The organism is Burkholderia sp. BE12 (genome assembly GCF_002959955.1).
GTDB lineage: Bacteria > Pseudomonadota > Gammaproteobacteria > Burkholderiales > Burkholderiaceae > Burkholderia.
The window spans coordinates 159,432-174,625 of record NZ_PREY01000007.1 but is presented as its reverse complement, the minus strand read 5'-3'; the positions used below and the strand labels follow the sequence as shown (position 1 = coordinate 174,625).

12 protein-coding genes are annotated in these 15,194 nt (G+C 68.9%); 8 read left to right on the top strand and 4 right to left on the bottom strand.

The features are described from left to right. The first annotated feature begins 60 nt into the window (after positions 1–60). Together C4B30_RS10055 and C4B30_RS10050 are read left to right on the top strand one after the other, a co-directional pair. A complete protein-coding gene (locus C4B30_RS10055) occupies positions 61–744 on the top strand; it encodes a hypothetical protein (RefSeq protein ID WP_234015426.1) in 684 nt (227 codons plus the stop codon). A 9-nt stretch (positions 745–753) separates the two neighbouring features. After that, positions 754–1,347 (top strand): RES family NAD+ phosphorylase, encoded by a 594-nt coding sequence (locus tag C4B30_RS10050; RefSeq protein WP_105132530.1) that lies wholly within the window; start codon positions 754–756, stop codon positions 1,345–1,347. Between the two features lie 36 nt (positions 1,348–1,383). Here C4B30_RS10050 and C4B30_RS10045 read toward each other — a convergent pair whose 3' ends face one another. Continuing rightward, positions 1,384–2,598, bottom strand: coding sequence for an MFS transporter (locus C4B30_RS10045; protein WP_105132529.1), 1,215 nt, complete (start codon positions 2,596–2,598; stop codon positions 1,384–1,386). Between the two features lie 337 nt (positions 2,599–2,935). Between C4B30_RS10045 and xdhA the strand changes: the two genes are divergently transcribed. The 4 genes from xdhA (at position 2,936) to C4B30_RS10025 (ending at position 8,110) form a co-directional block, all read left to right on the top strand. Continuing rightward, positions 2,936–4,537: a xanthine dehydrogenase small subunit gene (xdhA, locus tag C4B30_RS10040; protein ID WP_105132528.1), complete on the top strand. Its 1,602-nt coding sequence runs from the start codon at positions 2,936–2,938 to the stop codon at positions 4,535–4,537. Positions 4,538–4,555: 18 nt separating this feature from the next. Further along, on the top strand, positions 4,556–6,919 hold the full coding sequence (gene xdhB / locus C4B30_RS10035; RefSeq protein WP_027783675.1) for a xanthine dehydrogenase molybdopterin binding subunit: 2,364 nt from the start codon (positions 4,556–4,558) through the stop codon (positions 6,917–6,919). Between the two features lie 69 nt (positions 6,920–6,988). Then, positions 6,989–7,606 (top strand): xanthine dehydrogenase accessory protein XdhC, encoded by a 618-nt coding sequence (gene xdhC / locus C4B30_RS10030; RefSeq protein WP_105132527.1) that lies wholly within the window; start codon positions 6,989–6,991, stop codon positions 7,604–7,606. 102 nt (positions 7,607–7,708) lie between these two features. After that, positions 7,709–8,110, top strand: a complete 402-nt coding sequence (locus tag C4B30_RS10025) for a polyketide cyclase (RefSeq protein WP_105132568.1) — start codon at positions 7,709–7,711, stop codon at positions 8,108–8,110. A gap of 46 nt (positions 8,111–8,156) precedes the next feature. Here C4B30_RS10025 and C4B30_RS10020 read toward each other — a convergent pair whose 3' ends face one another. The 3 genes from C4B30_RS10020 to C4B30_RS10010 all read right to left on the bottom strand — a co-directional run bounded on the left by C4B30_RS10020 (position 8,157) and on the right by C4B30_RS10010 (position 11,632). Continuing rightward, the gene (locus tag C4B30_RS10020; protein WP_089499694.1) at positions 8,157–9,104 is read right to left on the bottom strand and encodes a LysR family transcriptional regulator; all 948 of its coding nucleotides are present in this window, start codon (positions 9,102–9,104) and stop codon (positions 8,157–8,159) included. 352 nt (positions 9,105–9,456) lie between these two features. Beyond that, positions 9,457–10,095, bottom strand: coding sequence for a 2-hydroxychromene-2-carboxylate isomerase (locus C4B30_RS10015; protein ID WP_027783679.1), 639 nt, complete (start codon positions 10,093–10,095; stop codon positions 9,457–9,459). Positions 10,096–10,189: 94 nt separating this feature from the next. After that, entirely contained in the window at positions 10,190–11,632 is a 1,443-nt protein-coding gene (locus C4B30_RS10010) for a TAXI family TRAP transporter solute-binding subunit (protein WP_105132526.1), read from the bottom strand. Positions 11,633–12,041: 409 nt separating this feature from the next. Here C4B30_RS10010 and C4B30_RS10005 point away from each other — a divergent pair, with 409 nt between their 5' ends. Both C4B30_RS10005 and C4B30_RS10000 read left to right on the top strand, forming a co-directional pair. Next, positions 12,042–12,407: a BON domain-containing protein gene (locus C4B30_RS10005; protein ID WP_027783681.1), complete on the top strand. Its 366-nt coding sequence runs from the start codon at positions 12,042–12,044 to the stop codon at positions 12,405–12,407. Between the two features lie 135 nt (positions 12,408–12,542). Beyond that, positions 12,543–14,633 carry a D-(-)-3-hydroxybutyrate oligomer hydrolase gene (locus C4B30_RS10000; protein ID WP_105132525.1) on the top strand — a complete coding sequence of 697 codons (2,091 nt, stop codon included), beginning with the start codon at positions 12,543–12,545 and terminating at the stop codon, positions 14,631–14,633. The last annotated feature ends 561 nt before the right edge of the window (positions 14,634–15,194 follow it).

The following is a 15,194-nucleotide window of genomic DNA, read 5'->3' as shown; positions in this document are numbered from 1 at the left end:
GATCGAAATGGTTGACTTGGTTGACTTGGTTTCGATTCGGGGTTACGCTTGATCTTCCGGTTGGATCAGGAGGTCAGGATGGTCACGCAAGCTCATGCGCTCGAAGGCGCGGCCGCCGTTCTCGATGTCGAGACGGAGGAGGCGCTGCGCAGCGCGGTCGGCGCCGCGACCATGCTCGGTCCCGAGCGCGCCCGCGCACTGCTCGCGCTGTCGGACGAGCAACTGGGGCACCTGTTCAAGGTGGGCATCGCGCAGGTCATCGATCTGGCCGGCACGATCACCTTCGGTATCGCCGCTGCCGCGACACGCGACAGGAAGCCGTCCGGCCGGCGGAAGCCCGGGGCGGCTGCACGCGCGGATGCCGGCGTCGCCGATGTCGAGCGGCAGGTGCAGGCCGAACGGCGCGTGCTGGTTGCCGACGGCCGATTGCTGTCCGCCGCGCAGACGTGGACAGGGCTCGGCATGACGCGGCAGGCGCTGAGCAAGGCGGTCGCGTCGGGGCGTATCTTCGCGGTCGAGGTCGGCGCCGCACAGTACTATCCGGCTTTCTATCTGGCGGGAGACGTCGACCGCAAGACCTTGGGGCGGGTCACGCAGTGTCTCGGCGACTTGCCCGGCTGGAGCAAATGGCAGTTCTTCACGACGCCCAAGGCGTCGCTGGGCAGCGTCACCCCGCTCGTCGCGCTGTCGCGTGGCAAGCTCGACGATGTCGAACGTGCCGCCGCGGCGTTCCGCGAACGCTAGGAGCCGCGTTTGCTGACGGCACCGGGCGAGCATTTCGCGAGCGCGAGGCTCGTCATCCGCGAGGTTGCGCCCGCAACGCTGGTGCGCATCTCGCGATATGCGACCGGCGAGCCTTACTTCGGGAAGTCCGGCGGCAATCGCTTCGACGATCCGCGCAAGCGGCGGCGATACGGCACCAGCTATTTCGGCTTTGATCTGCATTGCGCATTCGCCGAGACGGTGCTGCATGACGAAGTTGCCGATCTGACGCTGGGCGGTTTTCCGCTCGTGACGACCGAACTCGATCGCCACGTCCTTTCATTTGACGGCGCGCCGCTGACCGTGGCCGTCCTGCACGGCTTGCCGCTGAAAAACCTCGGGGGCGACGGCGCATTGTCGACCATCGCGCCGTACGACGTTCCGCAACAGTGGTCGCTTGCCGTCCACCGGCATCCCCGTCGCGTCGACGGATTTTTGTACATGTCGCGCCATCTCAACACGTCGGAAGCGCTCGTGCTCTTCGATCGCGCCGCGCCGAAGCTTTCGCTCGGGAGCGCCGTTCCGTTCAGGCGTCATCCCGATGCGGCCCGCGTATTGCGAGACTTCAATGTGCTGCTGCGTTGACGCGCGTTGCGCGTGCGCCAACGCGCGTCACGTGTCTCACGCCGCCGCGCCGCTCCCCGCAACACGCGCCTGCCGCTGATACAACACCATCGACAGCGCGACGCCCGCGGCAGCCGCCACCGCCGCGAACAGGAACACCTGCGGATAGCCGAACGCACCGGCCACATAGCCGGCGAGCGGGCCGGTGATGCCGAGCGACAGGTCGAGGAACACCGAATACGCGGACAGCGCCGCGCCGCGGCTCGCGGGCGGCACGAGCGCGACGGCCTCGACGCCGAGCGCCGGGAAGATCAGCGCGAAGCCGAAGCCCGTCAGTGCCGCGCCGACGAGCGCGACGTGCGGCACCGGCGCGAGCCACAACAGCAGCAGGCCCGCGCATTCGAACGCGAACGACACGATCGCGACGCGGAAGCCGCCGTGGGTCTTGATCGTGTTCGCGAACAGCAGGCGCGCGCCGATGAACAGCGTGCCGAACACGGTCAGCGACAGTGCGGCGTTCGGCCAGTGGCGCGCCGCGTAGTACAGCGTGACGAAGGTCGCGATCGAGCCGAAGCCGGCCGAGCCGAGCGCGAGGCCGAGGCCGTGCGGCAGCACGCGCGTGAACACGCTCGCATACGACATCCGCTCGCCGTGCACGAGCGGCACCGAAGCGATCAGGCGGGCGAGGTAGAAGCCGAGCGCGGCCAGCGCGATCACGATCACGCCGATCAGCGCCGGATTCAGCGTATGCGCGATCGCGACGCCCACCGGCGCGCCGAGCGCGAGCGCGCCGTAGGTCGCGATGCCGTTCCACGAGATCACCTTCGCGTTGTGCGCGACGCCGACCCGGCCGATGCCCCACAGGATCGCGCCGGTGCCGCACAGGCTTTCGCCGACGCCGAGCACGAGCCGGCTCGCGATCAGCAGCACGAGGCTCGCGACCGGCCAGTGCGCGAGCAGCAGCGCGACGAGCAGCAGGACGCCCGACACGCCGCAGCCGATCAACCCGCGCAGCACCGTCTGCTTCGGCCCGAGCGTATCGGCGAGGCGCCCGGCGAGCGGCCGCGACGCGAGCGTCGCGAAATACTGGACGCTGATCGCGCCGCCCGCGACGATCGCGGAAAAGCCGAGGTCGTCGTGGACGAAGCCCGGCAGTACCGCGAGCGGCAGGCCGATGGTCAGGTAGCAGATGAACGTGAAGCAGACGACGGACACGATTTGCAGCGTGAGCGCGAACCCGCTGCGCGGCGGTGTGGCGGAATCGGTTGGCATGGGGTCGGAACGAATGACGAATCGAACGGAAAAACGGCGGAAAAGGGAATCGGGATTTTCCCATGGAACCGGTTTTCACGCAGGTACCGTTTAGTTAATCACGCCCCGTTCGGGAAGAGGGCCAGTGGTTGCGGGACGCCGGGAACGGACGGAGCGCCCCGTGCGGCAAGGGGAGCGGCCGGCCGGGCGCGCATATCGCGGCAGTTATATGAGCCGCATGCGTGATGGGCTATGGGTTGCGGAATTTGACGGTGATAGCGTTCAAACTGTCGGAAAAACGTCGGTCGAGCGCTCCGCGCGGGCCGCCTTGCCCCCCAATTTGAAGAAACACCGAGACATGAGTGAGCCGATCCGCTTCTACCATCGTCACGCGATCCGCGAAGTCAGCGGCGCGGACGTGACCCGCACCGTGCTGCAATACCTGCGCGAGGACGCGCATTGCACCGGCACCAAGGAAGGCTGCGCGGAAGGCGATTGCGGCGCGTGCACGGTCGTCGTCGGCGAGCTGACCGATGGCGGCGCGGTCGAGTTCAAGGCCGTCAACGCATGCATCCAGTTCCTGCCGACGCTCGACGGCAAGGCGCTCCTGACGGTCGAGGACCTGCGCCGGCCGGACGGCGCGCTGCATCCGGTGCAGCAGGCGATGGTCGATTGCCACGGTTCGCAATGCGGGTTCTGCACGCCCGGCTTCGTGATGTCGATGTGGGCGCTGTATGAAAAGCACGGCCACGAAGGCTGCGGCAATGCGTGCGCGAAGGCGAAGGACGTGCCGACGCGCACCGAGATCGCCGATGCGTTGACGGGCAACCTGTGCCGCTGCACCGGTTATCGCCCGATCGTCGACGCGGCGGTGCGGATGTTCGATGTGGCCGGCGAAGGTGCGACCGGCGAAGGTGCGGCCGGCGAAGGTGCGCCGGCGCCGTCGCCGGCGGTCGACACGGCGGCCCTCGCCCGCACGCTCGCGTCGCTCAAGCGCGACGACACATTCGACTACACGACGGTCAACGGCGCGCGCTTCGCGGCGCCGCGCACGCTCGACGCGCTGGCCGCGCTGAAGGCCGAGCGCCCCGACGCGCGTATTCTCGCGGGCAGCACCGACATCGGCCTGTGGGTCACCAAGCAGATGCGCCGCCTCGACGATCTGATCTACGTCGGCCAGATCGCCGAACTGCAGCAGATCGTTGACGGCGACGACTGGATCGAGATCGGCGCGGGCGTGACGGTCGAGAAGGCCTATGCGGCACTCGCCGGCACGTATCCGGAGCTGACCGAGATGTGGAAGCGCTTCGCATCTCTGCCGATCCGCAACGCGGGCACGCTCGGCGGCAACGTCGCGAACGGCTCGCCGATCGGCGATTCGATGCCGGGCCTGATCGCACTCGGCGCGCGCGTCGTGCTGCGCGGCGGCGACACGGTGCGCGAGCTGCCGCTCGAGGCGCTCTACACGGGCTACCAGCAGAAGGACATGGCGCCGCACGAATTCGTCGTCGGCGTGAAGGTGCCGACCCGCACCGGCGCGCGCGAAAAGCTGCAGTTCCGCACGTACAAGCTGTCGAAGCGGTTCGACTCCGATATTTCCGCGGTGTGCGCGGCCTTCGCGTTCATCGCGGACGGCGACACGATCCGCGAGCCGCGCATCGCGTTCGGCGGAATGGCCGCGACACCGAAGCGCGCGGCGCAAACGGAAGCCGTGCTCGACGGCGCACAGTGGCACGAAGCCACCGCGCAGGCCGCGATGCAGGCGCTCGAGCGCGACTACCAGCCGCTGTCCGACATGCGCGCGACGAGCACGTATCGCCTCGATACCGCGAAGAACCTGATGTACCGATTCTGGCTGGAGACGCGTCCGCACGACCCGCTGCCGCCGCAGGCGCTGAACGTGCGCGAAGTGGCCGCCGAAGTAGCCGCTGAAAGTGCCCACGACGCGGCGCGCGTCTGAAGACGGAGAACATCGAACATGAATCAGCAAGCAGAACCGTTCCTCAGCACCCTCGATCCGCTGGCCGACGCCGCGCAGGTGCACGTGTCGCGCGCGCACGAATCCGCCCACCTGCACGTGAGCGGGCGCGCCACCTACACCGACGACATCCCGATCGTCGCGGGCACGCTGCACGCGGCGCTCGGGTTGTCGGCGAAGCCGCACGCGAGGATCGTGTCGATGAACTTCGACGCGGTGCGCGCGACGCCGGGCGTGGTCGCCGTGTTCACGGCCGACGACATCCCGGGCGTCAACGATTGCGGCCCGATCATCCACGACGATCCGGTGCTCGCGAAGGGCGTCGTGCAGTTCGTCGGCCAGCCGATGTTCATCGTCGTCGCGACGTCGCATGAAACCGCGCGGCTCGCCGCGCGCCGCGCGCAGGTCGACTACGAGGAGCTGCCCGCGATCCTGACCGCGCAGGAAGCGCGCAAGGCCGAAACCTACGTGATCCCGCCGCTGAAGCTCGCGCGCGGCGACGCGGCCGCGCGGCTCGCCGCCGCACCGCACCGCGAGTCGGGCGAGATGCTGCTCGGCGGCCAGGAGCAGTTCTACCTGGAAGGGCAGATCGCGTACGCGGTGCCGAAGGACGACGACGGGATGCACGTGTACTGCTCGACGCAGCACCCGAGCGAGATGCAGCACCTCGTCGCGCACGTGCTCGGCGTCGCGTCGCACAACGTGCTGGTCGAATGCCGCCGGATGGGCGGCGGGTTCGGCGGCAAGGAATCGCAGTCGGGCCTGTTCGCGTGCTGCGCGGCGCTTGCCGCGTGGAAGCTGCTGTGCCCGGTGAAGCTGCGTCCGGACCGCGACGACGACATGATGATCACCGGCAAGCGGCACGACTTCCATTACCGCTTCGACGTCGGCTACGACGACGACGGCCGCATCGACGGCGTCGCACTCGACATGACCTCGCGCTGCGGCTTCTCGGCCGACCTGTCGGGCCCGGTGATGACGCGCGCGGTGTGCCACTTCGACAACGCGTACTGGCTCGGCGACGTCGACATCGCCGGCTACTGCGGCAAGACCAACACGCAGTCGAACACCGCGTTCCGCGGCTTCGGCGGCCCGCAGGGCGCGTTCGCGATCGAATACATCCTCGACGACATCGCGCGCGCGCTCGGCCGCGATCCGCTCGACGTCCGCTACGCGAACCTGTACGGCAAGACCGAACGCAATGTGACGCCGTACGGGCAGACAGTCGAGGACAACGTGCTGCAGGAACTGCTCGGCGAACTCGAGACGACGAGCGACTACCGTGCGCGGCGCGCGGGCGTGCGCGCCTTCAACGCGCGCAATCCGGTGCTGAAGAAGGGCATCGCGCTCACGCCGGTGAAGTTCGGCATCGCGTTCAACGTCACGCATTTCAACCAGGCCGGCGCGCTGGTGCACATCTACACCGACGGCTCGGTGCTCGTGAACCACGGCGGCACGGAGATGGGGCAGGGGCTCAACACGAAGGTCGCGCAGGTGGTCGCGCACGAGCTCGGCATCCGCTTCGGCCGGATCCGCGTGACGGCGACGGATACGAGCAAGGTCGCGAACACGTCCGCGACCGCCGCGTCGACGGGCTCGGACCTGAACGGCAAGGCCGCGCAGGATGCGGCGCGCCAGTTGCGCGAGCGGCTCGCGGTGTTCGCGGCGAAGCAGTTCGGCGACGGCACGGTCGATGCGGCCGACGTGAAGTTCGGCAACGACTTCGTGTGGGTCGGCGGCGCGAGCGTGCCGTTCGGCGAAGTGATCGCGAAGGCCTACCTCGCGCGCGTGCAGCTGTGGTCCGACGGCTTCTACGCGACGCCGAAGCTGCACTGGGATCAGTCGAAACTGCAGGGCCGCCCGTTCTACTACTACTCGTACGGCGCGGCCGTGTCGGAAGTCGTGATCGACACGCTGACGGGCGAGATGCGCACGCTGCGCGTCGATGCGCTGCACGACGTGGGCGCGTCGCTGAACCCGGCGCTCGACATCGGCCAGGTCGAAGGCGCGTTCATCCAGGGCATGGGCTGGCTGACGACCGAGGAGCTGTGGTGGAACCAGGGCGGCAAGCTGATGACGCACGCGCCGTCCACGTACAAGATCCCGACGGTCAACGACACGCCGCCCGAGTTCAACGTGCGGCTGTTCCAGAATCGCAACGTCGAGGACAGCATCCACCGCTCGAAGGCCGTCGGCGAACCGCCGCTGCTGCTGCCGTTTTCGGTGTTCTTCGCGGTACGCGATGCGATCGCGGCGGTCGGCGATTACCAGGTGAATCCGCCGCTGGACGCGCCGGCCACCGGCGAATCGATCCTGCGCGCGATCGGCGCGGTGCGTGCGGCCCGCGCGGGCCAGGCAGGCTGACATGAAACGCTCGTCGCGCTCGCTTCGTTCGTTGCCCACTCACGGCCGCCCGGCCCGGCGGAGGCCGGCATGAACGGGCCGGCCCAGTCGCCGCGCGCCGTGTCGACCCCGGTGTTCGCGCCAGGCACCGGCCAGCGCAACCGCGCGGCCGGTGCGCCGGCGCCGATGCACATCGTGCTGTTCGGCGCCGGGCACGTCGGCCATGCGCTCGTCACGCTGCTCGGCGCGCTGCCGTGCGTCGTGCAGTGGGTCGATACGCGCGACGAACTGTTCCCGGACGAATGTCCGCCGAACGTGCAGCCGGAGCCGACCGACACGCCGGAGGCCGTCGTCGACGCGGCGCCGCCCGGCGCGTACTTCCTCGTGATGACGCACAACCATGCGCTCGACTTCTCGCTCGCCGCGCGGATCATGCGGCGGCGCGATTACGCGTACTTCGGGATGATCGGCTCGCGCACCAAGCGCGTGAAGTTCGAGCGCCGGCTCGCGGCGCGCGGCGTCGATCCGGCGCGGCTCGTCGAGATGGTGTGTCCGATCGGGGTCGCCGGCATCGTCGACAAGGCGCCGGGCGCGATCGCGGTGGCCGTCTGCGCGGAGTTGCTGCAGGCGCGCTCGGGCATGCCGGTGGCCGATGCGAAGGCGGCGGCGGCCGGGCGCGCGCGCGACGACGTGTCCTGCGCGCGGTAAAACGCCGATGCCGCGCGGCCGGCGCACGGCCGAGCGTTTTTGCATACACTGCACGGCGACGCGCGGCAGCGGGCCGCGCTTGACCTCACCGTGCACGCGCCCATGTCCGATCACTCCGTCTATCTCGACGCGCTCGATGCGAGCGTGGCCGCCATCGAGCGCTGGCTGTCCGGCGTCGATACCGCGCCGGCGGCGCTCGACGCGCTGCTCGCGGCGTTTTCCGCCGACTTCACGATGACCCTGACCGACGGCCGCATGGTCGACCACGACGGCACGCGCGCGCTGTTCGCGAAGCTGGCCGGCGCGAAGCCGGGGCTGCGCATCGCGCTGTCGGAGATTCGCGTGCTCGCGGCCGACGCATCGCATGCGGTGATCGCTTATCTCGAAGCGCAGCATGCGGCGTCGGGCGAGTTGCCCGCGCGCCGGGCGACCGCCGTGTTCGCGCGCGACGCGGCCGGCGTCGTGCGCTGGGTCCATCTGCAGGAAACCTTCTGCACGGCCTGAGCGGCCGCGCTGCCTGAACGGTCGCGCTGCGCTCGAGCCGCGCGTTTCAGCGCTTGCGCGTGCGGGCGACCGTCAGCTCGTCGGACACGCTCTGCATCAGCGCGCACAGCCACGCGATGTCGGTCGGCCGATCGGGCTGCGGATGCGTGAGCAGGTAGCTCTTGATGCGCGGGAACGGCACGGGCGGCGTGACGACGACGAGCGGCAGCAGTTGCGCGTAGTGCGTCGCGAAGCGGCGCGTCGTCGTGAAGATCAGGTCCGACTGCAGCAGCACCTGCGGCACGATCCCGAAGTACGGCAGCGTCGTCACGATGCGCCGCGTGAGGCGTGCGCGCGCCAGGCCGATCTCGATCGCGTTGCGCTTGTCGCCGGTGTACGGCGTCGGCGCGACGTGCGCGGCCGACGCATACGCGTCGCGCGTGAGCGGCAGGCGGGCGAGCGGATGCGCGTCGCGCATCAGGCACACGATCGTGTCGGAGAACAGGTCCTGGCGCGCGAACTGCGGGTCGGGCTTCGGCCAGTTGCCGATCACGAGATCGAGCGCGCCCGATTCGAGCGCGCCTGCGTGGTCGAGCGCGGGATTCAGCGAATCGATTTCCAGATGGGCATGCGGCGCCGCGTCGCGAAAGCGCTCGATCAGCGTCGGCATGAAGAAATCGTTCAGGTAGTCGGGCGCGGCGACGCGGAACGTGCGCCGCGCGGACGACGGGTCGAAGTCGCCGTGCGGCGTCGCGATGAAATCGACCTCGCGCAGCGCGCGCGAGGCGGCCTCGAGCAGCGACGCGCCGTATTCGGTCGGCACCATGCCGGATTTGCCGCGCACGAGGATCGGGTCGTTCAGCGTCTCGCGCAGCTTGCGCAGCGCGGTGCTGATCGCGGGCTGGGTCTGGTTCAGCCGCAGCGCGGCCTGCGTGACGCTGCGCTCGAGCAGCAGCGTGCGCAACACGCGCACGAGCCAGATGTCGAGCGAGGCGGTACGGTCGTCGTCTTCCATCGATGGGGGGATTCTAGGGTCTGTTTACATATGGAACGCGCATGCGTTGCCACGAGAACGGCCGCTCGCGAGGCGTGCGACGCCGCGAATACTGACGTATTCGCAAGGAGCACAACGCGGCGAGCGGCCGTTCTCGTGGCAACCCCAAATTAATAAATCCATGTCACGGGAATGCCCGAAATCGCCCGTATGGCGGCGTCGCTCGTCGCTTGTTTGGCGCGGCCAAACGGCGCTCCTCACTCCTTGCCCTACGCGCGATTTCGGGCATTCGCATGCGCGTTCCATATGTAAACAGACCCTAGTGACGCGTAACCTTACCGCAGCCGCGCGTTGCCGTGCGTGATACCGGCCATCACGCGCGGCCCTTCGGCAGCGTGCTGATCCGCTTGACCTCGCGCGATTCGAGCCAGTTCGGCGTGCGCGCGCAGTACAGCACCATCGGCAGCGCGTCCTCGCCCCAGAACAGCTGCTTGTTCATCCAGAAGGTGGGCACGCCGAACACGCCGAGCGCGATCGCGTCGGCCGTGTTGCGGGTCAGCTGCGCGGCGGTTTCCTCGAATTCGATCAGCTCGTCGCCGTGTCCGACGCCGACGCGTTCGCACAGCGCCGCGAAGCCTTCCGGCGTCGACGGATCGTTACCTTCGCGCCAGATGAAGCGGAACATTTCCAGTACCGTCACGATATCGGCGCGCAGCGCGATCGCGAGGCGCAGGACCTTGTCGGAATCGAACGGATGCGCGGGCGGCATCTTGAAGCGGATGCCGAGCTGTTCCGCGCGAAACAGCGCATGCCGGTACGTGAACACGCGCTTGGCCGGCACGTCGGCGCTCGGGCGCTGGCCCCAGTGGCGGTGCAGGTCGGGCAGCGAGACGGCGACGGGGTTGAACGGCACGTCCGGCCATTTGTCGTGCTGTTCGAGCAGCAGATACGAGAACGGCGACACGAAGTCGAAGAACCAGGCGGGTTGGGCGGTATCGAGGCCGGTTGTCATGTCGTTCTCCAGAAGGTGGGGCGTGCGGCGCCTGGCGGCGGCCTCCATGTTACGCGGCGGCGCGCGCATGCAGCAATGATCGCGGATCGTTCGCTCACGCGGAACCGGGAGTCGCCCGGGGGGCGTCGCCGGCCGGCGTCGGGCCGGTTTCCGCGCGTGCCGGCGGATGGCCGGCGCCGGGCGGGCCCGCCGGCGTATCCGGGTCGTGCGCGGTGAGCCGTTCGCGCACGAAGCCGATGTGCTCGCGCAGCACGTAGAACTGCCCGGCGTAGGCGAGCGGCATCTTCATCCGGTTCACGGCTTCCTCGATGTCGTCGAGCTCGTCGAGCAGCTTGACGCGCTCGTCGGCCGTATGCTCGCCGAGCGCGCTGCGCTCGAGCGCGATCAGCGCGCCATACCAGCGGTAGATGCGCGAGCGCACGCGCCAGCCGTACAGCGAGGGTACGAGCCGCAGCCCGGGGATCAGCACGACGATCAGCGGCACGACCACCACCAGCAGCCGGTCGACGAGGCTCGCGACCCAGAACGGCATCCGTCGGTACAGGAAGGTCTTGCCCGACTTGTAGTAGCGCGCGGCGTCGTCGGACAGCGGGAAGCCGCGCGTGACGGACGACGGGAATTCGCCTGCGTGCTGCAGGATCGTCGCGTGGCCGTGCACTTCGCGCGCCGCCTCGATCAGCAGGTCGGACAGCGCGGGGTGCAGCGAGTCGCGCGCGACGAGTTCGATCGTCGGCGCGACCGTGTGGATGTCGGCGGGCGGCAGGTTGCGGCCGAGATCGTAGACGCCCATCGGCAGCGTGATCGCGGTCAGGTACGGAAAGCGCCGCGCATACGCCTCGGCCTGCGTGAACGAGTACACGTGCACGCCCGGCGCGCGGAACAGCTTCGCCATGACCGGGATCTGCGTCGAGTCGCCGGACAGGAAGGCGGCGTCGATCTTGCCGTCGAGCAGCGCGGTCGCGGCGTCCTCGCCGGCGGTCGGCAGGAGCTCGGTCGAGCCGCCCGGCACGATGCCGTTCATCTTCAGCAGCGCGAGGCTCAGCTCGCGCGCGCCGCTGCCTTCCGCGCCGAGCGCGAGCCGCTTGCCCTTGAAGTCGGACAGGCGCGCGACGACCGGGCCGCGGTACATGATCGCGAGCGGCACGTAGCCGATGCTGCCGAGCGACACGAGATGCTCGTCGCGCTCCTTCGGGCCGATGCCGCTCTGCACGAAGCCGACGTCGACCGGCGCGTTCGGGTTCGACAGCCGCGCGAGGTTCTGCGCGGAACCTTCTGACGATTGAACGTCGAGCGTGACGCCGTTTTTCGCGAGGATCGTCTTGTATTTCTGGGCGGCGTTCCAGTATGTGCTGCCGGGCGGCCCGGACGAAATCACGAGCGTGGACGGTGGCGCCGGCTGGATCAGCTTCACCGCGAGCCAGACGGCCGCGCCGGCGAGCAGCACGGTCGGGCCGATCGACAGCGCGAGGTCGCGCCACGACACCGCGACGAAGCGGGCGAGGATGCGGCGCGGCGGGCGAGGGCGGGCAGGCTTCATGGGATCGGCGGATGACGCTGGCGTGACGACACGGATGCTCGCGGCGATGGTACCCGGTTTCGGCGCGTATGCGCGAGTCGCGCAGGGATTGCGCGGCGGCACGGCGACACGGCGGCGGGCGCCGTCGCGTCAAAAGCTTTGCGCTTCCGCGGGCGCTGGATTACATTGTGCGACGCAGCCGCGCCCGAATCGCGCGCGACCCGGCACGTCATGAGACCGGGCGCGTCCGGCCGGCGGCTGTCCGGCCCGGCCGGCCCGCTTTCGCGTGCGCCGGCCGCCGGCCTGTGACGCCTCTCTCGTATCGCCGTGGAAAACACCGGCTGTCCCGCCCGTTCGCGCGCGGGCCGGCTGTTTTTGGGGGTATCCGGCCGTACTGTGCACGGCCGTTCCGAAGTGATAAGGAGATAGCATGAAGTCGATCGTGTTGAGAGCGTTGGGTGTCGCCGCCGTGGCGGCCTGTCTGTCGGGCAGCGTGTATGCGCAGTCGAGCGACGCAGCGGCAACGGAAGCGCCGTCGGCCGCTACGAGCGCGCCGAAGGCCGCCGCGAAAACCGCGAAGAAGGCGAACCGCAAGCTCGGCTACGCGGTGCGCAAGGCCATTACGAAGGCAGGCGGCATCGACGTGGCGAACCTCGTCGTGCGTTCGAAGGGCGGCGCGATCTCGCTGGAGGGCACGGTGCCCGACCAGGCACAGATCGACAAGGCGGAAGAGGCAGCCAAGAGCGTGAAGGGTGTGACGTCGGTCACGAACAAGCTGACGGTTCAGCAGCAGTAACGCCGGGCGGCGGCGCGCGAGCGCCGCATGCGCCCGTTTCCAGGCGGGCCCCATGCCGGGGCCCGTTTGCGCTTCAGAAGCCGAACGCCGCGCGCGGCGCGGCGGCGGACCGATAACGATATCGAGGGGGCGGCGATGACGAAGCTCGGGTGGGGCAGGCGGGTGGTGTGTGGGGCGGCGCTGGCCGCGATCGCGATGCTCGGCGCCTGCAACGGCGACGAGTCGGCCGAGCGCAACCGGTTGCCCGGCTTCGTGTCCGGAAGCGTGCGCACGACGGCCTACGACGGCGCGAGCGACGACCTGCTGACGGCCGGCCTCGGCAAGACGGGCCTCGCCGCGGCGAGTGCGCCCGGCTTCGCGAACCCGTCGCGGCCGACGAGCGCCGAATTGCGTCGCCTCGCCATCTGGTCGAACTACCGCGCGCTCGTCGACATGAGCGCGAACGGCGGCTACGGCCGCTTCTGGGGGCCGAACGTCGACCTCGACGGCAACGATACGCTCGGCGAAGGCAAGATCCCCGGCACCGAATATCTCGCGTATGCCGACGACGGCAGCGGCACCAGGAACGTGACGCTGCTCGTGCAGGTGCCCGCCAGCTTCGATCCCGCGCAGCCCTGCATCGTCACCGCGACGTCGTCCGGCTCGCGCGGCGTGTACGGCGCGATTTCCGCGGCCGGCGAGTGGGCGCTCAAGCGCGGCTGCGCGGTGGCCTACAACGACAAGGGCGGCGGCAACGGCGCGCACGAGCTCGGCTCCGACACCGTCACGCTGATCGACGGCACGCTCGCCAACGCGGTGCTGGCCGGCACCGCGAGCCTGTTTACCGCGAACGTGACGAGCGGCGATCTCGCCGCGTTCAACGGCCGCTTCCCGAACCGCTATGCATTCAAGCACGCGCATTCGCAGCAGAATTCCGAGCAGGACTGGGGGCGCGTGACGCTGCAGGCGGTGGAGTTCGCGTACTGGGCGCTCAACGAGCAGTTCGGTCCGCTGATCGACGGCGCGCGTCGCGGCGTGCGCTATCGCGCGGGCGACATCACGACGATCGCCGCGTCGGTGAGCAACGGCGGCGGCGCGTCGCTGGCGGCGGCCGAGCAGGACAACCGCGGCTGGATTACCGCGGTCGTGGTCGGCGAGCCGCAGATCAACGTGCGGATGGCGCCGAATGCGATCGTGCGCACGGGCGGCCAGCCGGTGCCGTCGTTCGGCCGGCCGCTGGCCGATTACGCGACGCTCGCGAACCTGCTGGAACCGTGCGCCGCGGCATCGGCGTCGCTGGCCGGCGCGCCGTACCTGAGCGCGCTGCCGACCGCGACCACGCAGTCGATCCGCACGCAGCGCTGCGCGACGCTCGCCGCGGCCGGGCTGGTGGCGGGCGCCGACACGCAGAGCCAGGCGGCCGACGCGCTCGCGCAGCTCCATGCGGCCGGCTATCTGGCCGATTCCGACCTGCTGCAGGCGCCGATGTGGGATTCGCAGGCGATTCCCGCGATCGCGGTCACCTATGCGAACGCGTACACGCGCTCGCGCGTGACCGACAACCTGTGCAACTTCAGCTTCGCGACGACGAACCCGGCGACCGGCGCGGTCGCGGCCCCCGCCGCGTCGCCGATGCCGGCCGTGTTCGGCGCCGGCAGCGGCGTGCCGCCGACGGCCGGCATCAGTCTCGTGTTCAACAACGGCGCGGGCGTCGACCACCGGCTCGCGACGCCCGATGCAAGCTTCGCGGGCGCGCTGTGCCTGCGCCAGCTGTGGACGAACGGGATGCTCGGCATGCCCGCGAACGTCGACGCGGTGCGCGTGAACGCGAACCTGCACGGCAAGCCGGCGATCATCGTGCAGGGCCGCAGCGACGCGCTCGTGCCCGTGAACCACGCGTCGCGCGCGTACGTCGCGCAGAACGGCATCAGCGAAGCCGGGCGCAGCCAGCTGGTGTTCTATGAAGTGACGAACGGCCAGCACTTCGACGCCTTCCTGTCGGTTCCGGGCTTCGACACGCGCTTCGTGCCGGTTCACTACTACAACGTGCAGGCGCTGAACCTGATGTGGAAGCACTTGAAGGGCGGTGCGCCGCTGCCGCCGTCGCAGGTGATCCGCACGGTGCCGCGCGGCGGCACGCCGGGCGCCGCGCCCGCGCTGACGAGCGCGAACCTGCCGCCGATCTCGGCCGCGCCGGGCGCGAACGCGATTTCCGCCGGCGTCGGCACGATCGACGTGCCGCTCTGACGGCGGCCGTCGCGCCGCCTCCGACAAAGCCGGACAGCCGTCCGGCTTTTTCTTTGCATCGTCTGGAATCGGTCCCGCACTGCCTTTTATCCGAATGACGAGCGCTGTAACAAATTATTACTTTACGGCCATAAATCCGGAACCTAATATGCGCCGGTATTTTCACTTAATTTAATAAATTCCAGATACGAGAATATTCCTTTCCATTTAGTTAATCGATCCTTTCGATTTTATTCAATCGGTTCGAGCCGCGGTTGATCGCCGTTTCGCGATTAATCGGTATCTCGCCGACGGGGATCGTTCGTCTGTTCGAAGTGGAGGCGCCTTGATGGGCGGGCTTCTCGTGGCGTCTCTTTGTCGCCGATTTTGTGCGCATGCGAATTCGCGAAATGCGTTCGTATTGCTGGGACCGTTGAATTGTCGTTTGCAATGGAATTGATTCCATTGTGCAGTTGCAAAAAAACATGGGTGGGGTAAATCGTGCCGATCGGTATTTGCCGATCCGGTAAAAAACTCGGAGTGCGTCGCATAACGAATGCATTCCCGGTGCGGAGCGCCGGC